Annotated in this window: 22 protein-coding genes, 1 other RNA gene and 1 riboswitch; of the genes, 4 read left to right on the top strand and 19 right to left on the bottom strand. The window is 42.4% G+C overall.

The window, feature by feature from the left end:
- Positions 1-114: 114 nt before the first annotated feature.
- The 4 genes from VK097_RS02605 to VK097_RS02590 all read right to left on the bottom strand — a co-directional run bounded on the left by VK097_RS02605 (position 115) and on the right by VK097_RS02590 (position 3,107).
- Positions 115-918 (bottom strand): VLRF1 family aeRF1-type release factor, encoded by an 804-nt coding sequence (locus tag VK097_RS02605; RefSeq protein ID WP_324210239.1) that lies wholly within the window; start codon positions 916-918, stop codon positions 115-117.
- A 76-nt stretch (positions 919-994) separates the two neighbouring features.
- Positions 995-1,309 carry a DMT family transporter gene (locus VK097_RS02600; RefSeq protein WP_324210238.1) on the bottom strand — a complete coding sequence of 105 codons (315 nt, stop codon included), beginning with the start codon at positions 1,307-1,309 and terminating at the stop codon, positions 995-997.
- Entirely contained in the window at positions 1,306-1,644 is a 339-nt protein-coding gene (locus VK097_RS02595) for a DMT family transporter (protein WP_324210237.1), read from the bottom strand. The genes VK097_RS02600 and VK097_RS02595 overlap by 4 nt, the downstream gene beginning before the upstream one ends.
- 69 nt (positions 1,645-1,713) lie before the next feature.
- Positions 1,714-1,806, bottom strand: a riboswitch (guanidine-I (ykkC/yxkD leader).
- Positions 1,807-1,883: 77 nt separating this feature from the next.
- Complete coding sequence (locus VK097_RS02590) at positions 1,884-3,107, bottom strand: hemolysin family protein (RefSeq protein ID WP_324210236.1); 1,224 nt, start codon at positions 3,105-3,107, stop codon at positions 1,884-1,886.
- Between the two features lie 237 nt (positions 3,108-3,344).
- Here VK097_RS02590 and VK097_RS02585 point away from each other — a divergent pair, with 237 nt between their 5' ends.
- Entirely contained in the window at positions 3,345-3,920 is a 576-nt protein-coding gene (locus VK097_RS02585) for a YitT family protein (protein WP_414672145.1), read from the top strand.
- A 48-nt stretch (positions 3,921-3,968) separates the two neighbouring features.
- Here VK097_RS02585 and VK097_RS02580 read toward each other — a convergent pair whose 3' ends face one another.
- The 3 genes from VK097_RS02580 to aceA all read right to left on the bottom strand — a co-directional run bounded on the left by VK097_RS02580 (position 3,969) and on the right by aceA (position 8,726).
- Positions 3,969-5,468, bottom strand: a complete 1,500-nt coding sequence (locus VK097_RS02580; RefSeq protein WP_324210234.1) for a BCCT family transporter — start codon at positions 5,466-5,468, stop codon at positions 3,969-3,971.
- A 292-nt stretch (positions 5,469-5,760) separates the two neighbouring features.
- Entirely contained in the window at positions 5,761-7,035 is a 1,275-nt protein-coding gene (locus tag VK097_RS02575; RefSeq protein ID WP_324210233.1) for a C40 family peptidase, read from the bottom strand.
- 410 nt (positions 7,036-7,445) lie between these two features.
- Positions 7,446-8,726 (bottom strand): isocitrate lyase, encoded by a 1,281-nt coding sequence (gene aceA / locus VK097_RS02570; RefSeq protein WP_324210232.1) that lies wholly within the window; start codon positions 8,724-8,726, stop codon positions 7,446-7,448.
- Positions 8,727-9,145: 419 nt separating this feature from the next.
- Between aceA and VK097_RS02565 the strand changes: the two genes are divergently transcribed.
- Positions 9,146-10,198: an aromatic acid exporter family protein gene (locus VK097_RS02565; RefSeq protein ID WP_324210231.1), complete on the top strand. Its 1,053-nt coding sequence runs from the start codon at positions 9,146-9,148 to the stop codon at positions 10,196-10,198.
- A gap of 195 nt (positions 10,199-10,393) precedes the next feature.
- On the opposite strand, the gene VK097_RS02560 is transcribed toward VK097_RS02565, so the two are convergent.
- The 7 genes from VK097_RS02560 to VK097_RS02530 all read right to left on the bottom strand — a co-directional run bounded on the left by VK097_RS02560 (position 10,394) and on the right by VK097_RS02530 (position 15,685).
- Positions 10,394-11,023 carry a response regulator transcription factor gene (locus VK097_RS02560; protein WP_324210230.1) on the bottom strand — a complete coding sequence of 210 codons (630 nt, stop codon included), beginning with the start codon at positions 11,021-11,023 and terminating at the stop codon, positions 10,394-10,396.
- Positions 11,016-12,059, bottom strand: coding sequence for a sensor histidine kinase (locus VK097_RS02555; RefSeq protein ID WP_324210229.1), 1,044 nt, complete (start codon positions 12,057-12,059; stop codon positions 11,016-11,018). Before VK097_RS02555 ends, VK097_RS02560 begins: the two co-directional genes overlap by 8 nt.
- Positions 12,056-12,784, bottom strand: coding sequence for a cell wall-active antibiotics response protein LiaF (gene liaF / locus VK097_RS02550; RefSeq protein WP_324210228.1), 729 nt, complete (start codon positions 12,782-12,784; stop codon positions 12,056-12,058). Before liaF ends, VK097_RS02555 begins: the two co-directional genes overlap by 4 nt.
- Before the next feature lie 132 nt (positions 12,785-12,916).
- Entirely contained in the window at positions 12,917-13,546 is a 630-nt protein-coding gene (locus tag VK097_RS02545) for a PspA/IM30 family protein (RefSeq protein ID WP_324210227.1), read from the bottom strand.
- A 21-nt stretch (positions 13,547-13,567) separates the two neighbouring features.
- Positions 13,568-13,918 carry a lmo0954 family membrane protein gene (locus VK097_RS02540; RefSeq protein WP_324210226.1) on the bottom strand — a complete coding sequence of 117 codons (351 nt, stop codon included), beginning with the start codon at positions 13,916-13,918 and terminating at the stop codon, positions 13,568-13,570.
- Between the two features lie 158 nt (positions 13,919-14,076).
- On the bottom strand, positions 14,077-15,084 hold the full coding sequence (locus VK097_RS02535) for an LLM class flavin-dependent oxidoreductase (RefSeq protein ID WP_324210225.1): 1,008 nt from the start codon (positions 15,082-15,084) through the stop codon (positions 14,077-14,079).
- Positions 15,085-15,109: 25 nt separating this feature from the next.
- Entirely contained in the window at positions 15,110-15,685 is a 576-nt protein-coding gene (locus tag VK097_RS02530) for a DUF1836 domain-containing protein (protein WP_324210224.1), read from the bottom strand.
- A 186-nt stretch (positions 15,686-15,871) separates the two neighbouring features.
- Between VK097_RS02530 and trhA the strand changes: the two genes are divergently transcribed.
- Entirely contained in the window at positions 15,872-16,519 is a 648-nt protein-coding gene (gene trhA / locus VK097_RS02525; protein ID WP_324210223.1) for a PAQR family membrane homeostasis protein TrhA, read from the top strand.
- A 97-nt stretch (positions 16,520-16,616) separates the two neighbouring features.
- Here the strand turns inward: trhA and VK097_RS02520 are convergent, their stop codons facing one another.
- Entirely contained in the window at positions 16,617-17,672 is a 1,056-nt protein-coding gene (locus tag VK097_RS02520; protein WP_324210222.1) for a M42 family metallopeptidase, read from the bottom strand.
- A gap of 49 nt (positions 17,673-17,721) precedes the next feature.
- On the bottom strand, positions 17,722-20,043 hold the full coding sequence (locus tag VK097_RS02515) for an Eco57I restriction-modification methylase domain-containing protein (protein WP_324210221.1): 2,322 nt from the start codon (positions 20,041-20,043) through the stop codon (positions 17,722-17,724).
- 290 nt (positions 20,044-20,333) lie between these two features.
- Between VK097_RS02515 and VK097_RS02510 the strand changes: the two genes are divergently transcribed.
- On the top strand, positions 20,334-21,149 hold the full coding sequence (locus VK097_RS02510) for a ZIP family metal transporter (protein ID WP_324210220.1): 816 nt from the start codon (positions 20,334-20,336) through the stop codon (positions 21,147-21,149).
- 446 nt (positions 21,150-21,595) lie between these two features.
- Here the strand turns inward: VK097_RS02510 and ssrA are convergent.
- From ssrA to rnr, 3 genes are all read right to left on the bottom strand, one after another.
- Positions 21,596-21,939, bottom strand: a transfer-messenger RNA (tmRNA) gene (gene ssrA / locus VK097_RS02505).
- 118 nt (positions 21,940-22,057) lie between these two features.
- The gene (gene smpB / locus VK097_RS02500) at positions 22,058-22,525 is read right to left on the bottom strand and encodes an SsrA-binding protein SmpB (protein ID WP_324210219.1); all 468 of its coding nucleotides are present in this window, start codon (positions 22,523-22,525) and stop codon (positions 22,058-22,060) included.
- A gap of 494 nt (positions 22,526-23,019) precedes the next feature.
- A complete protein-coding gene (gene rnr, locus VK097_RS02495; RefSeq protein WP_324210218.1) occupies positions 23,020-25,212 on the bottom strand; it encodes a ribonuclease R in 2,193 nt (730 codons plus the stop codon).
- Positions 25,213-25,252: the final 40 nt, after the last annotated feature.

Genomic DNA, 25,252 nt, shown 5'->3' with positions numbered 1-25,252 from the left:
AATCGCTCTTTTTTAAATTGCAACAAGAAAATTTTAACATAAATATTTAGAATACCATTTTCTCCATCGAAAGTGAACTATTTAGAATTAGCGGAAGGCTTCTCCTATTTATGATCAGCCGAAAATTTCTTCCAGCACTTTTGACTCTTCATGATCCAGCAGGTTTTTCTGTACCAGTTCCGTAACCGGTTTGTTTAATTCATTTTCAAGCTCGGAAGCGTCATCCGGTTCACCAATGACATAAATATTCTCCCATCCCTGGTCTTTGGCTTTCTTTTCCAGTTTAGGGGCAATATTTTTATACCAGCGCTGTTTATTCGCCTCGTAGCGGGCATTAAACTTATCCTGCTGCAGACTTTTGCCACCAGAACCCATTGACGCTTGTGCCTGGTGCGGTCCGGAAAACTGACGCCATTTTTCGGTATTAATATCAAGCTCATAGTACTCAGTGTCCAAAATTTCATTCAAGTGGGCTTCAATCAATTTGACTTCATTTTTCTGCACAAGGATAATACCTGACTTTGGATATGTTTCAAGCAGTTCTTTCAATTGTCCGAGTACTGGTTCTTCTTCCCAGAAAAACTCAGTTTTCACAGGCATTTGGAAGCGGTCTGCAAACCATACTTCCTCATCAGCGGAAGCAAATAAGATAATACCTTTGCGAAAATGCTGTTCATTGCCGTGGACAAATTTTTCGACCTTTTGTTTAACAAGCTGAAAGTTTTTCAGTTCTTCTTTGTTATTATCTTCTTCTAAATAACTTTCAAAATTCCTCAGGCCATTTTTCAAATGTATTTTCCACTCACCCGCCTGCTGCTCAGGATCAGAAGGGTCTGTGTTCAGATACATTGTCAGCACTTTATTATCTTGTTCTTTTTTAATGTTTTCCAGCTGTTTAATCTGTTGACGTAAATCCATTGGATATCGGCACTCCCTTAATTATTATTACGATTTCCTAATAATCTTTATCCGTATATCCAGTATGCTAAACATCTCAGGTGATCAGCTTCAGACCAACAGCTGCTGCGATAATCATACTGATGAATATGATTCGGCGCCAATCTGTTGACTCGTTATAAAAAATCATACCGGCTATCGCACTCCCGGCTGTGCCTATCCCGGTCCATATGGCATATGCCGTTCCCATGGGCAGCTCTTCCATGGCCAGCGTTAAAAATACAAAGCTGAATAAAAAGCCGCCAATCAGCCATGTAAAAGCGAAAAGACTTTTCCCTTGATTCACTTTATTGATCCCTAAGACACCCAATACTTCCCCGAATCCTGCTATAAATAAATATAACCAGCTCATGATCCCCGCTCACCTGCCTCTTCATCTGTTACCAGTTTCAGCCCGATCACTCCGCCCAGCAGTATTAAAATGAGGATAATTTTTATTAATCGGAATGGCTCACCAAACACCGCTATTTCAAGAATAACCGTTCCTGTCGCGCCTATTCCGGCAAAGACGGCATATGCTGTTCCGACCGGAAGCTTTTGGGAAGCAAGTACCAGTAGATGCATACTTAGATAAATGGCAATCCCCGTCAGGATCCATGTCAAGACACTATTCGCATGTTTCAGTCCAACGACCCAGCCGATTTCAAACAACCCGGCTAAAAATAAAATATTCCAGCTCTTATTCATGTTCATCACCTCAAAATCCCGGTTTGCAATTAAAGCGAAAAGCCCGGGAAGATATCCGGCACTCAGATATCCTCCCGGGCTTTTTTCCCGCCGTGTACACATTCCGTGCGTTTTCTCTCGGACCAGACCAGCATCTGCTGCGGAACCCTAGAAAACCTTTTATTAGATAACAGTATATACGAACCCTTCTGTTACAGTCAATTTTCATGGCACCGGTACCACCCGAAATATCCCCGGTATCATTTATTGATCTGAACCTTCCTGATCATTCTTCCTTCGACTTCCAGCACTTTTATCGTCAGTTGATTCCGCTCGATAACTTCCCCTTCTTCAGGAAATGCGTTAAACTCTTTAAACAAATACCCAGCGAGAACATCCTCCTCCTCTGGAATGTCTGTATCAAAAAGTGAATTAAGTCTGTGCAGTGTAATTTTTCCGTCACAGATGATTTCATTTTCTGTCAGTTTTTCAACGATTGTTTCATTTTCAAGATCCATTTCATCTTCTATTTCCAGTCCAATCATTGCCTCAATAGCGTCTTCATGTGTCAGAATGCCTTCAGTTCCGCCATACTCATCAAGCACAATCGCCATATGTTTCTTTTCTTTCGTCATTTTCCGGAATACCCATTCAATCGACTGGAATGCAAACACAATCAATGGATCTGAATAACTGAATTCTTCTAATGGTCTTTCAGGCTTTATCGACCAGGAGATTAAGTATTTCGAATGGAAAACTGCAACAATATCATCTATGTCCCCATCATAGACCGGATAGCGTGTGAATGGGTTTTGAATGGCAATATTTCGAACCTCTTCAAACGAAGCAGTAGATGGCAGCGCTGTTATATCAACCCGCGGTGTTTTCAGGGCATCTTTGACATCAAGATTGTAAAAATCAAGAACCCCTTTAATGCGATTGGATTCCGCCTCGTTGAATGTTCCTTCTGAGTCAGCTATTTCCACCATACTGCGAAGTTCAGCCTTGGAAACTGAGACATCAGCAGTTGGCTGCCCCTTCGCAAGTGCACTGGTGATAGCTTCTGTCAGCCAGTTAAGCACGATTGTTACCGGCTTGAATACGACAACGAAAAAACGGATGACCGGCGAAATACTCATTGAAATCCGATTGGGAAACGCAGCTGCTACCGATTTCGGAATAACTTCAGAAAAGATAATGATGATAACGGTTAAAATGGCAGATGCAAGTCCGACATTAAAACCGTATTGTATCGCAAGAGCTGTTACAAGTGTGGGAAGCAGTATATTTGCGATATTATTTCCAATTAAAATAGTTGTGATAAACTCACTTGGCCTCGAAATTAAATCCAGTAGTTTTTGTGCCTTTTTATCATCAGTGTCGGCCTTTGCCTGAAGTTTCATCTTATTGGTCGCAGTTAATGCCGTTTCACTCCCTGAAAAGAAAAATGAAACAAACAGTAAAATGATAATTGCAATAATCACAAGCAATTTTCCCCTTTCCAAAACATTCCTATGGATAAATTAAACAAGCCGCACATATCGTAGTATAAGTACGTGTTCAAAAAGGAGGATAACAAGGACCGGGAAATTCGAGGCAGCACAGTTTCGAGCATCGGAGAATCAAGCCAGCGAAAATTTCAATGTGTCATTGTTACCGGACTTTTTAAACATCCTCTATAAGTTTAATTTTCAGGACAAGTTAAATGGTGTGTGATATGTTTGCTGAAAAAAATAGCAGCCGTCCTGATCGGGAGTATTTTCATTGCCATTGGTGTCAATTATTTTATCATACCAAATCATCTGGTTGACGGCGGCATCATCGGCTTGGGTCTGATCGCCAAATACACTCTCGGTCTGAAACCGGGGTTGACGATTATTCTTGTCAGCCTGCCTCTGTACATATATGCCTGGTTCCAATTTCGCTCCTATTTTTACAACGGCGTGCATGGTGCATTGGTTTCGTCATTTTTCATTGATTATTTTCACTCATTGTCTGCTTTGCATACCCCTCCAATTTTGATAAGTTCTATCACCGGCGGTTTTTTGCTTGGAGCCGGAATAGGCATGATGCTGCTGACAAAAGCCAGCGCCGGGGGTATCGACCTGCTGGCATTAATACTTGCCAAAGTCATTTCGCTCAACGTGGGCATCATCATATTAATCATTGACAGTGTCGTTGTTTTATTTGGCTGGCTTATTATTCAGGAAACGACACTTATTTATTCCGGATTGATGGTAGGAATGATTGGTCTGACGACTTTTTTCATCACCAGATCATTCACAGGGCAAAACTAAAAATCAGCGGGGAATAATGATGCCCCCACTGATTAAAGTTACTCGTTATCATTCATCGTTTTTCGGCACTGTTTCTTTTTTAACCATTCTGATAAACGCCACAACAATCAGCAGTAAAATAACGGTAAATGGCAGTGCAGATGTAAGTGATGCGGTCTGCAATGCATTTAAACCGCCTGCAAACAACAGAACCACAGCAATAGCTGTAATAAGGACGCCCCAAATGATTTTCACTATTAATGCTGGATTCAAGCTGCCTTTGGATGTCATACTTCCCAATATATAAGTAGCCGAGTCCGCTGATGTTACCAAAAACGTGAAAATCAGGAAAATAGCCAACAGAGATAAAATGTTGGGCATCGGCAAACCGCCGAATGACTGGAAGAGTGCAACCGTCATATCCGCATTTACTGCTTCAGCAATTTGTGTTCCATTGAAAAGGTCACTGTAAATAGCCGTTCCGCCAAATGCAGCAATCCACAAGCAAGCAATGGCTGGCGGGACTACCAGCACACCAAATACGAATTCGCGAATCGTTCTCCCTCTTGATACACGGGCAACGAAGGCACCAACAAAAGGTGACCAGGCAGTTGACCAGGCCCAATAGAATACCGTCCACTCAGTAACCCATGTCTCACCCGAATAAGGTGTCAAACGCAAACTATAGTGCACAAAATTGGTTAAATAGTCGCCTAAACCCAACACGAACGTATCCAGAATGAATACGGTCGGACCCGCCAGAAAGACAAACGCGAGTAAAAGCAGACATAAGCCCAGATTCAAATTACTCAGCCATTTAATTCCTCTGTTCAGACCTGTGCTTGAGGAAAGCAGGTAGGTCAACAGCATGACACCTGCAATAGCCATTTGAATCCAAATGGAATTCGGCAGACCGAAAACACTTTTTAAACCGCCGTTCATTTGGGAAATTCCCAGACCCAGTGATGTTGCAACTCCCATGACAGTTGCAATGACAGCAAGAGTGTCAATCGTTCCGCCTAAAGCCTTGTTTCTCCCGACAACAGGTGCTATTGCTGTTGAAATCAGACCTTTCTTTTCTTTTTTGAACTGCAGAAAAGCAATGATCAAACCCACAACAGCAAAAACAGACCATTGACTTACACCCCAATGAAAGAAGGCATAGCCCATTGCAACCCGGGCCCCTTCTTCTGTCTGGGCCTCAACATCTGAAAAAGGTGTCTCAAAAAAGTGGCTCATCGGTTCTGCCACACCCCAAAATACCAAGCCGGCGCCAAATCCTGCTGAAAACAGCATGCCTATCCATGTGAAGAACGGGTATTCAGGCCGTGACCCCTTTGGTCCAAGCCGCAGTTTTCCGTATTTTGTGATCGACAGCACCACCAGAAACAGTACAAAAATGAATACTGCCATCAGGTAAAACCAACCGAAATTAAAGGTGGTAAAATTGAACAAGGTATTGGCTACATTTTTAAATGCGTCGGTATAAATTGCCCCTGCAAGAACTAATAATGTAACAATGATAGCTGATACAAAAAATACCGGGTTTTTATATGTATGTTTCTCCATAACAATTCCTTTCTTTTCACAGGTGATGAAAGTGATCATGAATGGTTTAACAAATAAGACATCCTCTAATCCACTTTAAACAACTCATCACCGGTGAATATTTTGAATTTCCTTTGGTATAACCCGTATTGCAAAGTTATAGTCATAATTATACATTTTTTGCCGGCGCTTTTCTAACTATATTAGTACCATCATTTGCAATTCAGGTCTTTTTTACTACTTTTGGGAAGAAATATGATATTTTCACCTAAAAAAAGACCCGCCTGAAAAGGCAGATCTTTAAGAACTTGTGTTATTGAACACGGCGGACGTGTCCAGCGAATTTGTCTTTCCAGTAACCACTTGTCATATCAGCGACTGCAACCCCGGTACTGTTTTGGGCTCCGAGGAATTTTCCGTTGCCAAGATAAATTCCAACATGACCATTTGTCTTGTATGTGTTAAAGAATACAAGGTCTCCAGGCTGTGCGCTGCTATATGAAACCTGTGACCCAACGCTCTGCAGCGCTGCTGTACTGGAAGGGATTGAAACACCGGCCTGTCCAAATGACCATGATACAAATCCGGAGCAATCAAAACCACCAGGGCCTTTACCGGCTGTCACATATGGTGTTCCAGTCTGTGTATGACCTGCCTGAATGGCGGAGTTATAGCTTCCGCTTCCGGAACTTGTTGATTTGCTCAGCTGTTTCACATCGCCATCATCTGAAGAGGACGATGAAGATGAAGGTGATTCGGATGACTCAGATGATCCGGATGATGAACTGGATGCAACTGCATTCGAACCGCTGCCGGAATTATCGGATCCTGAATCGTTGGAATCGTTGTTGCGGTTGCGTTGTTTAATCTCCTGTTCAATGGAAGCAAGACTGCTGTCTTTGTCTTCCAGTCCAGCCTTCATTTCTTTCAAATTCTTTTCTTTCTTTCTCAACTTTTTCTTATCTTTTTCATTTTGCTCTTTTTGTGCAGTGATTGTCTGCTTCATGCCTTCCAATTCTACCTTCATGTCCTGAAGACCGGACAGTTTTTCCTGTTTAGCATCTTTTTTCTCCTGCAATTCAGCTTTGTCTTCTTCCTGCTGCTCCATCAGTTTTTCGTCAGATTCAGCAATCTTGGACACTGCAGAAACTCGGCTGATCATATCGCCAAAACTTTTGGAGCCGAAAACAACTTCCAGATAGCTGATGTCTCCGCCATTTTTTTGCAGCGATACAATCCGCTCTTTCAAAATCCCTTTCCGTTCTTCTATTTTTCCCTCAATTTTCGCGACTTTATCTTCTATTTCTTCCACTTCTTCTTCGGTTGTTGTTATTTTATGTTTGGTATTTTCCATTTTTTGTTCATTTTTATCCAAAGCTTCATTGACTGATTTTATTTTTTCATTTAAATCTTCCAATTCTATCATAACGTCTGCAATTTTAGACTCTGCTTCTGACAAATTATCCTGGACGTTCGAACGCTCTTCCTTCACATCCTTTAATGTTTCGGCATGCACAGAATCACCCAAAAACACACTGCCAAACAACACCGCACCAGCAGTGACTACTGTTCCAATTGCTTGTTTCAATTTCTATTCCCCCTGCTTTCACAACCGCAAACAGTCATTTATGTAATCATTCAAAGAAGTGCGCCCTTGCGGTAAAATATTTTTCTATTATGTATATAATAGTATTAGGTAATTTGAATTATATCAGTAAAAAATAACATGCATGTTATAGAGAGATTACAATTGTATTTCAAACAAAATCAGACGTAATAAACGTCTATACGACAGGGTTTTTATGTAGAAAATAAATGGATTACAGAATTCGCCATTACCAAACCCCTTTTAACCCTCGCTTAACACCGCCAACTGCAGACGCTATGTTTCAAGGCAACCAATTTATTTATTACAATTATGTTACAAAGGTATTTTTATAAACGAAAAGACCCACCTTTTGTAAAAAGATGGATCTCTAATAGATTCATATTATACTTTTATCTGACAAATTGCTCTGCTTCTGTTGACCCCTTTAGAGCCCCGGTTGACGATGTTCCTCCTGAAATCACCTGTGCAACCTCATCAAAATAACCTGTTCCGACTTCCCGCTGATGGCGCGTGGCACTGTAACCGAATGTTTCATTGGCGAATTCCGCCTGCTGCAATTCCGAATAAGCTGCCATGCCCGATTCTTTATATTTTCTCGCCAGATCAAACATACTGTGGTTCAGGGCGTGGAAACCGGCCAATGTTACAAACTGGAATTTATATCCCATATTGCCCAGCTCATGTTGAAAATTGGCAATTTCCTTATCTGACAGTTTGTGTTTCCAGTTAAATGATGGCGAACAATTGTAAGCAAGCAGCTTATTCGGGTATTTTTCATGAATGGCATCCGCAAATTTCTGTGCCTCCTGCAAGTTCGGTTCAGATGTCTCACACCAGATCATATCCGCATATGGCGCATATGCAAGACCGCGGGCAATCGCCTGATCAATACCTGCTTTCGTGCGGAAAAACCCTTCTGTCGTACGTTCTTCTGTTATAAATGGCTCATCATATGGATCCAGATCACTTGTGATCATATCAGCGGCATTTGCATCAGTCCGGGCGATGATGAGTGTTGCTGTCCCCATAACATCAGCAGCAAGCCGTGCTGAAATCAAATTCCGCACCGCCGTCTGTGTCGGCAGCAACACTTTACCGCCAAGGTGACCGCATTTCTTTTCCGAAGACAGCTGATCCTCAAAATGTACTGCTGATGCGCCGGATTCGATCATGGCCTTCATTAATTCAAATACGTTCAACTGACCACCAAATCCGGCCTCAGCATCCGCAACAATCGGAGCAAACCAGTCTACGGAATCGTCTCCTTCCGCGTGATGAATTTGATCGGCGCGCTGCAATGACTGGTTAATCCGCTTAACTACATTCGGAACACTGTTGGCCGGATACAGGCTTTGATCGGGATACATCTGACCGGCCAGATTCGCATCAGCCGCGACCTGCCAGCCACTCAAATAGATTGCCTGCAAGCCGGCTTTCACCTGTTGCACCGCTTGATTGCCTGTCAAAGCTCCCAACGCGTTCACGTAATCTTTGTTATTAACCAGGTCCCATAATTTTTTTGCACCCTTTTTGGCAAGTGTATGTTCAATATCAATTGACCCTTTAAGCCGGTCAACGTCCTCTGCCGTATATGGGCGTTCAACTCCAACCCACCGCAAATCATTTTCCCATTCATTCCTGATTTTTTCGATTCGTGTATTTTGATCCATCAACTGTCTCTCCCTTTATATATTGTGTTCAAACCTCTATCACTTGACACTGCTGACTCACTTTCGTTAATTAACAGGGATGTTGTTATAAAACAATTAAAATTATATTATTTTGTTATATAACAACATCGGTAAAAAAATTTACTCCTCACTTTTAGACAAACAATAATCACATTCCAAGGTATAGCTATGCTTATCGATCTGTTCACCACATTCCGGACAAGTTGGAACCCTCATTATGTCTCCCTCCCTTTCTTTTATATAACAGTTTTGGTTATTATTTATTTGTTATAATACAGTTTATTGGCTTAAGTTTAAAAATGCAACCCCTTTTTTTACTTTTTTAAAAAAAGTTGCAATTAAACGGTTTTATTGGAAAAATAGGAACCTGAGAGAAAAGTGATTTGGAGATGAAATTGATGAAGTATTTTCGATTGGCAGGAAGCCGTGTCGTCAAAACTGGCATTGCCATATTTATTACAGCATGGATTTGTATTCTATTGGAGTGGCCGCCTGTTTTTGCCGTCATTACTGCTATCGTAACCATTGAGCCAACGGTGTCGGATTCCATCAAAAAAGGAATCATACGGTTTCCGGCTTCAGCTATTGGATCAGCATACGCAGTCCTTTTCATATCATTATTTGGTAACTCACCGCTCACCTACACATTGGCAGCTGTCTTTACGATTGCAACATGCTTCCGGTTAAAACTGCATGCGGGGCTTCTCGTGGCAACGTTAACCTCTGTTGCGATGGTCGAAGTAATTCATACGAATGTACTCATGTCATTTTTCATTCGGCTTGGAACAACTACTACAGGACTGGTGGTATCAACCGTGGTCAATATGTTCATGTTGCCGCCGGAGTACACAAAAGAGATTACCAAAAGATTGGAGACGATAGCATTCCGGTCCGGGATTGCCGTCGAAAGAGTCTTTCAAGATATTCTCGATGACCAGCATCAAATCATTGTCGTTGAACAAGAGCTGACAGAACGGCTGGATAAAATGATCCGCCAGACAGAGCAGCTGATTCGGTTTCAAGAGGAAGAGTCCAAATACCATCCGCTTGTCGGAAGTGAACAAACACAATTTAGGCAAGATCAAAAACAGCTTGTCCAATTACGATTAATCAACTATCATATTGAGAATCTGGTCTATACATTATTTGATACGGCCGAATGGCCTCCGGAAGAACGGACGGATATCATGAATGCTGTAACAGCACTGGCACAATCGCTCAAACGCCCTGATGCATATGATCGCAATAAACACCGTGAACAGTTTAACCGATTGACTGAAATATTCTGGGATGACACAGAAGTCATTACAACTGCGAAAAAACAGCATCCAGCCGCCTTACCGCCGGAACTGAAAGTCTTATATGAACTTCTATCCATTTATAACCTGGTGGAAAAGTATTTTGAAAGAGGCTGGGACAAAAATATTGAATCAAAGAATAATCCGAACTAACTAGAAATTACGGTTGATGGATTTAACCCACTCCGGAAATATACTGTGCTTTTCGCGGGCGGCTGGTGAGCCACCCGGGATCTCACCTATGCCTTTGCTCCCGCTGGATACTTCATATATTTCCGCTCATGCATTGTATTGATCGTCTTTAGAGTTGGACTTTTAAATATGTCTCAGCCATTTTTACACGAGATACTATACTAAATCATGTTTAAATGCATAGATAACAGCCTGTGTCCGGTCCTGCACTTCAAGTTTCCCCAATATATTGCTGATATGGACTTTAACTGTTTTTAATGCGATGAATAGCTCATCTGCTATTTCCTGGTTTGCTTTCCCCTGCGCAACAAGCAGCAGTATCTCCATTTCCCTGTCGGTTAACTGATCGTGCAGATTATCATCGGGCTTTTCCCGCATACGGTTCATAATCTTGCCGGTTACTTCCGGTTCAAGAATCGATTGGCCTTCATATGTTTTTCTGATCGCTTTTGCGATTTCGCCCGCCTTAGATGTTTTTAGCATATAGCTTACCGCACCTGCTTCCAGGGCAGGATAAACCTTTTCATCATCAAGGAAACTTGTCACAACGATAATTTTTGCTTCAGGCCACTGTTCAATAATCTGCTTTGTCGCCTCAATCCCGTCCATGTCTTTCATAACCAGGTCCATCAAAATAATATCAGGTCTTAACTCCAGGGCAAGCCGCACAGCTTCTCCCCCATCATCAGCCTCAGCAGTCACATTGATATCGGGTTGAGCAGATAAATAAGCTGATACGCCAATTCGGACCATCTCATGATCATCGGCAAACAATACGCTAATCAAAATTTTCACCCTCTTTTCTCAATGCAGGTACTTTCACTTCCGTTTGTGTACCTTCGTTTGGAAGGCTGACGACTTTAAACGTACCGCCAATTTCGGAAGCCCGCTCACGCATATTTTGCAGTCCGTATGAGCTGGTTCTTACATTCTCGGTATCAAATCCAACACCGTCATCAATGATGCGCAATATAATCGTTTCATCCCGATTGATCAGCATCACATTCAGGGATGATGCCTTGGCGTGGCGGAATGTATTTGAAACAGATTCCTGTACTATCCTGAATAATTGATCTTCAACACCCTTATCAATCGCAAATTCTTCCAACTTCGAATCAATTTCCATCGGGACTTTCTGTGTAAGCTCTGCCAACAGCTCTTTGGTACCTTCTTGCAGTGATTTTCCTTTTAAAGCGACTGGTCTTAAATGAAGCAGCAATGCCCGCATTTCAAGTTGAGACTGATGAATCATTTTTTCAACCATCTGCAGCTGCTTATTGATGGATGGATCTTCAGGAGGATTGGACTCGTTTATGGCCGACATCATCATGGACGCGGCAAATAGCTGCTGACTGACAGAATCATGCAGTTCCCTTGCCAGACGATTCCTTTCCCGGACAACTATTTCTTGCAGACTCTTTTCCCGGTCTTTTGCTCTTTCGGTCGCTAACCGTTGCGCATTCTCAGTCTGTATACGTATTTTCTCCTGTATTTGCTCCATATGATGCCGGATCTTTTCCAGTTCTTTATAAGGTTCATCATCAGCAGACAATTTCTGCCCTTTTGCAATTTCATCCAAATGTCTTGAAACGCTCTGGAGCCGCTGCCGCCAATACAATCCGGTCGTTATGCCGATGATTGCGCCGGCAACAGCCGGTATGCTAAGAACCAATACGAAAAAGGGTACATCGTAAATAGTTTTTTCCAGCAAGAGCGCCCAGTCATCGAGCGGAAATGCGGCAAACGTTATACCAAGCATCACAAATATTATTAGCAAGCTGAATAATATCGCAGTGAATACGTGACGCAAAATTGGGCTCATATTCGCTTCACCTCGATATCACCGGAAAGCAAAGACGTAACAATTTTCACCCGGGGCAACGTTGTATCATAATTCTCTGTCTGATATAAAAGCGACTGATTCATCAGTTTCCAATGATACTCTCCCAAGATATGGGCGCGCCCAAAAACCGAGCTGTGATGAACGCTTATTTCAACTTCATATGGAACGTAAATGACGATATTACCAACCATGTGCCGGACTGAGATAACCGACGTATCATTTGGAAGGACGGTATTGCTCAGATCAATTATCCGGTCGCCAAACGCACCATGAATATTAATATCCCGCCACTGATAGGACGTATCCGAGGTTTGCTGATCGCCAAATATTTTATGATCGAAAAGCGGCTTCAGCTGGATAACCGGATCAACGTTGACAACATCGCGGGTGAGTTCAGGCTGTATATGTTCTGCTTCTTGTTTGGACTTTGAATAATTGATGAGGAATAATACAATCGCCACCAAAATTAAAAAGCGGACAGCCAGCATATTCAGTATGGCAAATATAAGCCCGACAACCCCCAGCCAGAATAATATTTTACCCCATAGCTGGGTGAATTTTTTCCAGCCGACATATACAAAAGCCGCTGATAACAGTGCCGAGACAATCATTCCGCCATGGAAAAAGGCGATTTCTATAACAAAGAGAATCACTCCAACAATCAATATCCAGTTAAGTGTATCTGTTGATAAGCGCTGAAACATGAAGTGATCTCCTTTCCAGTTCAACTAACATTCAGTGGGGAAAAGCGTCCCACTGAATGAGTATAGAATAGACGCAGAACGACTGCGCCTGTTCAAGTATATCATGTTTTCACAGGTTACAGTACCGAGTAATTAATTTGCCTGTTCCTGCATTTCTTTTTCAAGTTTGGCAATTTTACTGTCGAATGTGCTTCGGTAATAGGAGCTGTTTACTTTGTACTCCAGCCCTTCAATGTACTGCTCCAATTCCTCAAAACGGGAAAAGAGTTTATCCGACGTGTCTTCAATAACTTGACTCATTTGTTGATTGGCATGGGCCACGTTCTCACGTCCCATTAATTCCATCCGGCGCAGATGCATATCTTTCAACTTGTGTTTCATTTCTTCATATTTTTGTTCCAGGGTTTCCAGCTGCTGAACAGCTTCTTCACGGGAAGCCTTCATCCTGTCCGCACGTGCTTTATACTCATCATGTTCTTTTACGGCAAATGCGTGCATCTCTTCTTCGCCGGCTTTTTCTGCGACACCTGCCTGTTTCAGCCGCTTGTCGGCCATATCCTGCGCCTTGTGATATTCCCGGGTAAACTCATCTCTTAGTTTGTATTGACGCTCGACAAGCTTTCGTACCTTTTCTTTTTCCTGTTCGCTCTGACGCAAATATTGATTAAGTGATGCAATCGGATTATTCTGTTCTTTTTGATCCAGCATATTGTGGAGATCTGCTGAAACAGAATCTTTAATTCGTGTCCATATGTTCGACATCATATATCGCTCCTTTTGATATTATCGATTGATTTCTGCCCACTGCCGTTCAAAATTTTGAAATGGGTCATTATCTTTCACCTTCGGTCCAACCGGTTCATCAACATTTTTCCAGTTTGTATAAATTAGGTACAGTACATATGCTGCTGCAACACCGATAACTGCATAAATATTGGATAACCCGATGCCTACCACAATCAAGCCAGCTATTACCCAGCCAATTTTCCCAGCTGTGGAATCACTTTTGAGAAACTGTTTGAAAATGAGATACAGAAGCCATATACTCAGTCCCAGAAGAATCATCGGCCCCAGATTCACCAGCAAAATGAAAAACGCCAGTAAACCTCCGGCAAACAATAGAAATTTCTTCACTTACCCCACCTCCTTTCTTACATTTATCATATCGGATAAGCCGCTTCATGGTAATGATCCTGCGCCATATTTTCTTCTAAGCCTTAAGACGTATAGAAAAAGGGCATCCCTGCAAATAAACGGGATACCCTCAAAAATATGTTTATACAGTTTAAATATCAACAGCCGCTTTCCAACATTGCCTTTGCAATCAATTCATATGATTTTTTTCGTGCTTCGTAACTATGTGTAATCGTGACGATCATCCATTCGTCCACACCGTATAACGCCTGCAGTTGCTCGAGTTGCTGTGTTACCTCTTGTGGATTGCCGACAACCTGTTTGTGCATCATTTTCTGCAGTCTTTCTTTTTCTTTATCCGTATAAGCATAATTTTTTGCCTCCGAGACTGTTGGCACCTTGCCATCACCTACGCCTTTATCACGCTGGATGCTCCACAGATGGCCGCTTAAGGCAAGATCCCGGGCTTCATCAGTTGTTTCCGCACAGATAACCGATACAGCCGCCATTTTCTCAGGTGTTTTACCCGGGTGCTGTCGGGCAAATTTTTCAGTATACGTGCTGATGATTGATGGTCCATCCTGATCAGTCATAAAATGGCCGAAAGTATACGGCAGCCCTCTTTCAGCGGCAACAATCGCACTCTTCTCACTTGTCCCAAGCATCCATGGCTGTGGTAATATCTCAGGAACAGGGGTCGGCCTGATTTTGGCATACATATCATTTTTCGCAAAATCATGGAGCAAAAACTGTAATAATTCATCAAGTTTTTCAGGCATGTGCCGGACATTTTCCAAAAAATTACCTGAAAGTGCCATCGATGCTTCTGCCGACCCTCCAGGGGCCCGCCCAATTCCCAAATCAATCCTTCCGGGATATAAAGTTGCCAGAAGATTATAGGTTTCAGCCACTCTGTAAGGCTTATAGTGCGGCAAAAGAACAGCACCGGCACCAATCCGGATCTGCTCTGTCTGCGCCCCGATAATGCCGAGCATCACATCGGGATTAGGGCAAGCAAGACCGGAAAAATCATGGTGCTCTGCAATCCAATACCGCGTATATCCAAGCTCATCACCAAGCCTGGCAAGGTCAACCGACGCATTTAATGCATTCCGCGATGTTTTACCAGTTGAAATGGGTGACTGATCCAATATACTTAGTTTCATGCAAACATTCCTTCTTTCAAAATTATTACTCGTTATTGCCGATTTCATCCACCATTTTTTCAGCAGCTCTGCGGTAATAATTGCTCATATTTGTAAACAATGCAATCAGCAGCAATTGCTCCAGGTAGTCTTCATCCCGGTCTTCCAGTTTTCGGATCTCTTTTGTCAGTTCATTATAATGGGCCTGAAGATCTACTTTGAATTTTTCCGCGCTGTTTTCAACCATCTGAAGATAACACTCATAGAACTCCTGTAAATCAAACGCATCATCATCCGTCACTTTTTCATTCATTTTGTCTAATGTCGTTTTGACATCACTAATTGACAGCGCACCCTTCATCTGATAAATCATGCTGATAAGGATTAAGTGTTCCTTTGTATACTTTTTATTTTCAACGGGAAAAAATAATTTCCCTTTGGCATAATTATTAATCATTGTTTTTGTCAGGACTTTTTCATCCTCATTGCGTTTTGTATCAGCAAATTGACGCTCAAACAATTGAATGACCTGATCCATGTACAAATTTAAATCCGGAATGTCATCTAAAGACAGATTGCTGTTTAATCGAAGACTCTCAGCTAATTTTTCCATGCTTTTCATAACAAAACTCCAATTGATTATTATTTTATCCAGTAATCCGCTAAAATTGGCGGCTAGCTGACCTTAAATGTCCGTTTTTATTATACTGCAGAAATTTACTGAAGTAAATTCTTGACTACTTAATAAAATGCGCATATTATTGTTATATAGTTTTAAAAACTACTTATGATTGTGAAGGTGTTTAACATGGGCTTTTCTATCCGCGAACCAATAAACAGTCTGACACATTTGTTCGGGGCTATTTTGTCGCTTGCAGGACTCGTTGCACTGGTCATCAAAGCTTCGGCAACGGCAGATTCTGCGCTGGCGATAATAGCCGTAATTATGTTCGGAGTCAGCATGATCCTGCTGTACAGTGCTTCAGCGACATATCATATGGTGATCGCAAGAGACCATGTCGTTGCATTTCTGCGGCGGGTTGATCACTCGATGATTTTTGTGTTGATTGCAGGGACATATACACCAATATGTCTGATCAGTCTGGAGGGTATGACAGGCTGGATACTGTTTTCGGTCATAAACGCCTTGGCTTTGACAGGTGTTATTTTTAAATTAGTCTGGTTCCATGCGCCCAGATGGCTGTCAACGGCACTGTATGTTGCCATGGGCTGGATAATCATTTTCTTCAGCTCGGCTCTCTTTTCGATTATTGGCGGCGGTGGTATGCTAATGCTTCTGATTGGTGGAGTGTTTTATACAGTTGGAGCCTTTATTTATTGGCTCAAACCCAAATTCCTGTCGTTTAAGCATTTGGGCTTCCATGAAATTTTTCATGTATTTATTTTATTCGGGAGTCTGTTTCACTTCATCTGCATTTATGGTTACGTGCTTTAAAAATTTTGTTATCAGCTTCCCGGCTTCATTCGGTAATTCACTAACGCTGAAAAGCTAAAAAGAGCGTGCAGTTTTCGGGTAAACTGCACGCTCTTTTTCAATAACTGACCATATCGGAAAGTACGTAATGATATAGCAGTTCTTCCGTATTTTTCAGCGAAGCTTCATGTGTCCGCTCATAGGCATGGGATGAATCAATTCCCGGTCCGACGAGTCCATGCACAATATCGTTTCCGGCCCCGATGGCAGCCGATGCGTCGGAATTGTAATACGGATAGATGTCCAATTTATAGCCAATTTTGTTCGATTTTGCCAGTTCAGTAAGGTTTTGACGCAACCCGTAATGGTACGGCCCGCTCGCATCCTTCGCGCAGATGGACACTGTGTATTCGTCTGTAGACTGGCCATCCCCCATCGCTCCCATATCCACGGCCAAATATTCAATCGTTTCAGGTGTGATGTTGGAATTGCCGCCATAGCCGATTTCTTCGTTATTGGAAATAAGGAAATGGGTTGTATACGGCAGTTGCTTGTTTTCGTCTTTCAGCCTTTTTATCAGCTGCAGCAAAATACCGACACTTGCCTTATCATCCAAATGACGTGATTTGATAAAGCCATTATCGGTCAATTGAACACGCGGATCAAACGAAACAAAATCACCCACTTCAATGCCCAGTTCATGGATATCCTCAGCGTTATTAACGTTCGCATCAATCCGGACTTCCATATTCTCCTGATTGCGTTTTGCATCTCCAGCATCTTTGTAAACGTGAACGGATGTCTGATGCATCAGAATTGTACCGGTGAAAATTTGTCCCTCAGCTGTATGTATATCACAGTATTCACCTTCAATCGCGTTGAACTTGAACCCCCCAATCAAATCAAGACGAAGGCGCCCATTGCTTTTGACTTCTTTGACCATTGCACCAAGTGTGTCAACATGGGCAGTCAGCATACGATGTTCGTCCTCGTTCTTCCCTGGCAGTGTTGCAATCAGCCCACCCTTATTGTTCCACTTTGTTTCGACCTGCAATTCTTTCAGATGCTGTTCAACAAATTGGATCACTTTTTCTGTGTAGCCGGACGGGCTCGGAATCGAAACAATCTCTTTAATCAGTTTCTTAGTCTCAGTTACATTTGGATATGCAACCATAATAATTACTCCTCTCCATGGGTATTAATCATTTTTTAATATAACAATATTAATTCAGAAATTCCTCCAGACTAGTATCTATAAGCTGGAGGTCTTCACCACTCAAACCAAACGCATCCGCTGCGTACCGGTCAATTTGTTCATTTAACTGTCGTTCTTCCTGAAGCAGCTCATCGATTTGTTCTAACTCCTCACATTTCAGACGCTGAAGATCAAGCATACGGGCTACTGCTTTGGATATCTGTTTCATTTCTATCTCTGATACATCAGGAACCGGAAACATTTTGAGGTCTTTCACCTTAAATTGCGGGAACGTTTTTCGCTGGAACTTATCAAATTTATGAATGAACCAGAACGTTGTGATTTTGGAATTGATCACTCCCAGCAAAAACAGCGGATCTTTGTTGAAGTCGATAATGTTATTGGAATTGCGGTCATTTAACATTTCTTTTTCGGTATAAACTGCATTAATGGCATACTTTGATTTTGACGGAATCTGCCTTATCAGGATTCTTGGCTTCTTGAATATATCCTCGTTACGTCTCGCTGCCAAGTTCGGGCCATACTGAAGCCAGCTGCCGCCCCAATCAATTTTGTAACGGCAGACATTGCTTCCTTCGAGATACATCCAGCAGGTATCATCAACCTGGAAAGTACTATGGTAGACCCGGTTTTCTTTCATTTCTTTCGTTTGTTTGGGATCGCCCCTGCCGACTTCATATGCAACTAATCCTGACTTCACCGTGGCGAGTGAACTTAGGACGGGATTCCCTGTTTCAATCCTATTCATGATGTCGCGAACCTGTTTGTTTTTCAGCAGTGAAATATTGATGATGCTTTGATCATCCAGTAATACTTCCGGTTCCACTTCGGCTGCAATTTCAAGATTTCCGTTAAGAAATTCGCCCAGTTTAACGGTATTTGGTTCGGTTTTTTGGAAAATAAGCAAACATGTATCGACGTCAGCCTCTTCAAACATGCGGTTATGGATATTGATGATTTTCAAATTGCCGGTATGTTTCAGCAGAAAACGGCGCATTTTTTTGCACGAATCAATTGTCAGCAGATTATTCGGTACAATAAAACCTAGCCATCCTCCCTCTTTTAACAAATGATAAGAGCGCTCAATGAATAACAAATATGTATTTATTTGGTACTCTGACAGAATGTATTGTCTGTTAAAATAATTTTTCTCCTTCTCTGTGAACCCTTCATTTCGTGCAAAAACATATGGAGGATTGCCAATAATCACATCAAAACCGCCGTCATCCATAACCCTCGGAAATTCCTGATGCCAATCAAATGCCTGCTCCGAAACAAATGGCTGATTAATAATGGCATTTCCTGTTTTCAAATTATTTTCAAGCGGGGTCCCCCATCCTTGCCGGTTAACAGCCGATTTAAGCCATAAGGTTTGTTTGGCCACCTTGAGGCTATCTTCGTTCAATTCAACACCGAACAGATTGGCAGTTACATGATGAGCATTTGCTGAAGCCGCTTCTGGCAAGTTTTTGATGCTTTCATTCCATTCATTCATTAACATATCATACGTCATGTTCAGGAAAGCACCACTCCCTGCAGCCGGGTCGAGAATTTTAACCGATTCTAAATGCTTCTGCAGTTTTTGATCACATTCAAAAGGCTGCTCAGTACCATCTTCAGTGAAACATTCATCCAGTTCATCTTTCCTTTCATCAATCCATTTTAGCAAGGTCTCCTGAAGCAACAATCTGATAACATCGGGAGAGGTGTAAAATATGCCATCTTTTTTACGTCTTCCTTGCCGGGGATCATAATCTTCCCCCATTATGACTGCCTTCATTGCCTCCGCATCATCAATTGATTGCTCAAAAATATAGCCAAGTAAACTGACATCAAAATCTGTCGCAAAGTCATAACAGGTTACCTTCTTAAATAACGGGAAAATAGCATCTTGTACAACCAAATGATCCAAAACAGTATCTTCTTTAAACAATTCGCCGTTGAAACAATTTATACCTATTTCAGTATTTCCATGATCAATCGTATGGGTCAATCCTTTCAGCTGAGTCCATATATTCGTACTACTCATGTCAGCCGTATATATTGTTCCCTCTACAACCCTCCGGAACATGTTATGCGGCAGTAAACCAGTATCCTCACAAAAGCAAATAAAAATCATACGATCAAGGAGTTTACGCGCCTTTTCGAAAATGATTAATTCACTCAACTCACTGTTTTGTTCCCTTAAATGCGAGAACAATTCTTCCAGAACATGCTGATAACTCTGATAAAAAGAATTGAAATTCTCATCTCGGTTTGTGATGATATTATGCTTTGGTGAATTGTCTGTTTTTAAATGCTTAGGTTTGACCCTATTGAATTTTTGCATGCTTACACCCGCTTAGAAAGATTGCCACATTTAATTATAGCACAGGCGGGGTTTTGTGTATTTGTCAGGGTTAATAATAATTTTAAATTTTTACGAACTGGACAATCAGCACGACAATTGACATTACGCAAAATCAGCAGTATTATATTTACATAGTCAACAAATGTTTACCTCAGTAAACTTTTAAGCCTCAATGAAACAAAAGTGGTATAATCAATCAATTAATTAATGTGAAAGCATACTCTAACCAATAACGGCTTATGACTATCAAACGAAAGGAGATATCGGGTATGTTTGATTACTTTTTAGCTCTTGACCCAGTCGTGCAGGCTGCAATTGCTACCACCTTTACGTGGGGAATGACTGCTTTGGGTGCAGCGCTGGTTTTTACAACAAAAGGGGTCAACCAGCGTTTTATGGACAGCATGCTGGGATTTGCAGGTGGTGTTATGATTGCTGCAAGTTTTTGGTCACTGCTTTCACCAGCATTGGAAAAGGCAGAAGGAGGACCTGTACCAGTGTGGCTTCCCGCTGCTATTGGCTTTTTACTTGGTGGTTTTTTCTTATGGGGAGCAGACAAATTACTCCCGCACCTTCATCCGGGTTTAGACATGGAAGAGGCTGAAGGAATCAACCCGGAAAGAAAAAGACGGAGCACGCTGCTTGTTTTAGCCATTACGCTGCACAACATTCCGGAGGGTCTTGCAGTCGGTGTTGCTTTCGGAGCAATTGCCGCCGATTTACCGGCAGCATCCCTTGGTGGTGCAATTGCTCTAGCAGTCGGCATTGGAATTCAGAACTTTCCCGAGGGACTTGCCGTTTCGATGCCACTTCGGCGTGAAAGAATGTCGCGAAGGAAAAGTTTCTTTTATGGACAGATGTCTGGAGCGGTCGAACCGATAGCTGGTGTCGTTGGGGCGTTGGCGGTTATCTTTATGCAGCCGATTTTACCATATGCACTCAGCTTTGCAGCAGGAGCAATGATTTTCGTCGTAGCTGAAGAAGTTATCCCAGGCTCACAGGAAAACGGCAACAAAGATCTGGCCTCTATGAGTGTCATGTTCGGGTTTACCATTATGATGATTCTGGACGTCGCACTGGGCTGATCGCCAGGACACCTGACAAAAGCCCCCCTGCTGATCATACTTTCATGAGCAGCAGGGGGGTTATTTACGCCATCTGTTCTTGCATTAGCAACATCCGTTTATACATTGATTTTAATAAAAAATAGTAAATAAAAAACCACCAACATATGTATTGGTGGAGACGGTGGGACGTGCTCTTCCATGCTTTCGACATGGCACTGACTATATCTTGAACCTGTTTTCCTTTTCAACAGGCTCCCTGGCGTGTTATGCGAAATGTAAATTTGCCTTATGGCAGAATTCCGCATCCTAGTACTGCCGGAAATGGCAGTCTATAAGTCGATACACGGCTGTTGGATTTCTCCACATACCGCTCGGTGTCGCCATACTACTTTTAAAAGTAGCTTAGGTTTCACCGATAAAGCCAGGTTATCACTTTTGTGTTACCACAAAAGGCGACTAATTACTAATCGAACCCACGTCCAGAGATATCGCCACTCAGACATCTACACGCATAGTTGACATATTATCATTCGCTTACCGTTCAGCCTGCCAACAGGCTTACCGGCAGCTAGTCTGATTAAGTTCTGCCATCATCCTCAGACGGTGGATAACGGAATAGCCCGCTTCATTTGAGACCCTTGAACCTGCCACGCGGGCGATGGCAGGAAGGATCGCTTTAGGCAGTGCTTAGGCAGCTGCTAAAGCTGGTGAATTGTTTTCTTCGCCAGTTATATTTAGACGATTAACGTTTTACGAGCCGTAACCTCGACGCGCAGTCTGAGCTCAATCTATCCCTGTCGAATCCGTAACGTCCCCATTGATTAAGATGGAGAATACGCTCGGATAGACGAGCACTATTCATTTATCTGTCATTACGACAATTATTATTATAACAAAGATCAATTATAAGTCAAATTACCCTGTGGTTACTGCAAACTTTCCTTAACTGCTCGATCTGCATCCCGTTTCATTTGTTTCCGTTTCAGGTCTTCACGTTTATCATATTTCTTTTTCCCTTTTCCGAGACCAATCAGCACTTTGGCAACACCGTTTTTGATATACACTTTAAGCGGTATAAGTGAATAGCCTTTCTGGTGAATCTGGCCGACAAGCTTGTCAATCTCTTTCCGATGCAGTAATAGTTTGCGCGAGCGGGTCGGATCGTGATTAAACTGGTTCCCCTGCTCATATGGTGCAATATGCATATTAACAAGTTGCACTTCACCGCGGTGATCGATCCGTGCGTGGGAATCCTTTAAATTGATACGTCCGGCACGAATTGACTTAATTTCCGTCCCCCGTAAAACCAGCCCGGCTTCATACGTCTCTTCTATAAAAAAATCATGTCTTGCTTTTTTATTTTGTGCAATTGTTTTTCCATTTCCTTTTGGCATACGTGCGTCCTCCTACTGCTTCCGTGAAATTTATTTTAACAGAAAATACCCGTTATGCCAATTGTCAATGGACTTACTTGCTATATTTTGGATTCACACATAATGATTTTCAAATAATTTATGGACACTTCCCCCGGCCATTAAAGTAAATTGTGGTCAGTATTAATATAGCACATCATCAAAGGTCGAAGAATTTTTCAGTATGACGATTTTCGGCAGCCACCGAAAATCAACATTATAGAAGGGGGTGCACCGACTTTTTTCGCGTTGCGCGATTTCCTGTGGACGTCGCGCCAAATTCATGGCTCGTTGCGCGATTTTAAACCATCCTCGCGCGAAAGCTGCTCAACCCCCTCAAATCTCTCAATTCGCAATCCCGCCGCAGAATAACAAAAGTTATCCAAACCGTGGAATTTTATAGTTTCCTAAATAACAAAAAAGCTAAAATGATGAGGCTAACCGCATCACTTTAGCTTTTCCCTGTTTTCTGAGCCTTATTTTTTCGCTTTCTTCGCCTTTATCTTTTTCTTATTTTTATTTTTTTTCATTGGCTGCTTGGTTGAAACCAGCTCAAAGTCTACCACACGCTCATCAGTATTGACTTTAACAACACGCACATCGACCTCTTCACCAATCTTATACATATTGCCTGTACGTTCACCGATCATCGCATGATGGCGGTCATCGTAATGATAATAATCGTCAGTCAGATAGCTGACATGGACAAGTCCCTCAATCGTATTTTCCAGCTCGACAAACAAGCCAAAATTGGTAATTGAGCTGATAACACCTGTATACTCCTCACCGATTTTATCCTGCATGAACTCGGCTTTTTTCAAGTCATCTGTTTCCCGTTCAGCATCAACAGCCGCCCGTTCCATTCCAGAAGAATGGCGGGCGATTTCCGGCATACGTTCTTTCCAGTATCCGGCTGTCTTTCCGTCCAATTTTTTATCAATCAAATAGGTTCTGATCAAACGATGAACCGTCAAGTCCGGATAACGACGGATTGGTGATGTGAAATGTGTATAGAAATCGGTTGCCAGTCCGAAGTGCCCGATGCTCCCGGGATCGTATTTAGCCTGCTGCATCGAACGCAGCATCAGCTTGGAAACAATCATTTCTTCAGGTTTGCCCTTCACTTCTTCAATCACTTTCTGCAGGGCAGAAGGATGGATTTCATTTGCTGTCCCTTTCACGACGTAACCAAGTCCGGCGATGAATTCGAAAAAGTGTTGGAGTTTGCTTTCATCCGGTTCCTGATGAATTCGGTGTATGAATGGAACATCCATCCAATGAAAATGCTCGGCAACTGTTTCGTTCGCTGCCAGCATAAATTCCTCAATCAGCCGCTCGGCCACCGACCGTTCTCTTAGAACAACATCTTCCGGTTTGCCTGTCTCATCGACGAGTACTTCAGCTTCTTTGAAATCAAAGTCAATGGCACCGCGATCCATGCGTTTCTGACGCAATATCTTAGCCAGTTTTTCCATGTCTTCAAACATTGGAACCAGCGGCTTATATCGTTCACGGAGTGCTTCATCCTGTTCAGTCAGGATTTTATTCACATCATGATACGTCATGCGTTCATTTGTCCTGATCACACTCTGGAAAATTTCGTGGTTCACCACTTCGCCTTTCGTATTGATCTCCATTTCGCATCCGAGTGTCAGCCTGTCCATTTGCGGGTTCAAGGAACAGATGCCATTTGACAAGCGATGCGGAATCATCGGTATGACCCGGTCAACCAGGTAGACACTAGTGGCACGTTCGAACGCCTCCTCGTCAATCGGAGAGTTCTCCTCCACATAGTAGCTGACGTCCGCAATGTAAACGCCGAGCTGAAAATCCCCGTTCTCCAATTGTTTAACGGAGACCGCATCATCCAAATCTTTGGCATCCGCACCGTCAATCGTGACAATCTGCTTCTCGCGTAAGTCACGACGGTTTTCCATTTCAGAGGGATCAATTTCATCAGGCGTATTGGCTGCCTGATTTAGGACCTCTTCGGGAAAATCTATCTTGATGCCGTGTTTATGAATAATGGATATGATATCAATGCCCGGGTCGTTTTTATGTCCAAGGATATGAACAATTTCACCTTCAGCACTCATGCGGTCTTCCGGGTATTTCGTAATATGAGCAATAACCTTGTGACCGCTCACCGCACCACCATTCATGCCTTTTGGAATAAAAATATCGTTCGGGATCCGCTTATCATCGGCAACAACAAAGCCAAATGACTTATTGTCCTCAAACGTGCCGACAATCTGATGCGTCGCTCGTTCCAAAATACGGATAACCGTTCCTTCTGGTTTGTTTCCATCGGCATTTTGCTTCTCGATCCGCACCATAACTTTATCATTATTCATAGCCGATGCGAGATCAGAATGATGGATATACACATCAGACTGAGCATCATCATCCGGAATCAAAAACGCAAATCCTTTGGCATGCATCTGAATTCGGCCCCGGACAAGATTCATCTTTTCCGGCAGCCCGAAACGGTTTTTGCGTGTACGGACAAGTTCTCCCGATTCCTCAAGTTCATTCAGCGCTTTTACCAATTCTTTAAATTCAACAGCTTGCTCTAGTTCTAATGCTTCCTCAAGCTCATGGACTGCCAGTGGCTTTTCACTATGTTCATTAAAATAATTGCGTACTCGTTCCTGCATTGTTTCATTCATGTTTCTCACCTTCTTTCTACTGCTATTATTCACGTTTTTC

The sequence above is a fragment of the Lentibacillus sp. genome (assembly GCF_035301675.1).
In the GTDB taxonomy this organism is placed as follows: Bacteria; Bacillota; Bacilli; order Bacillales; family Amphibacillaceae; genus Lentibacillus.
Note: the sequence above shows the minus strand (reverse complement) of the source record. Positions and strands in the feature narration are given on the sequence as shown.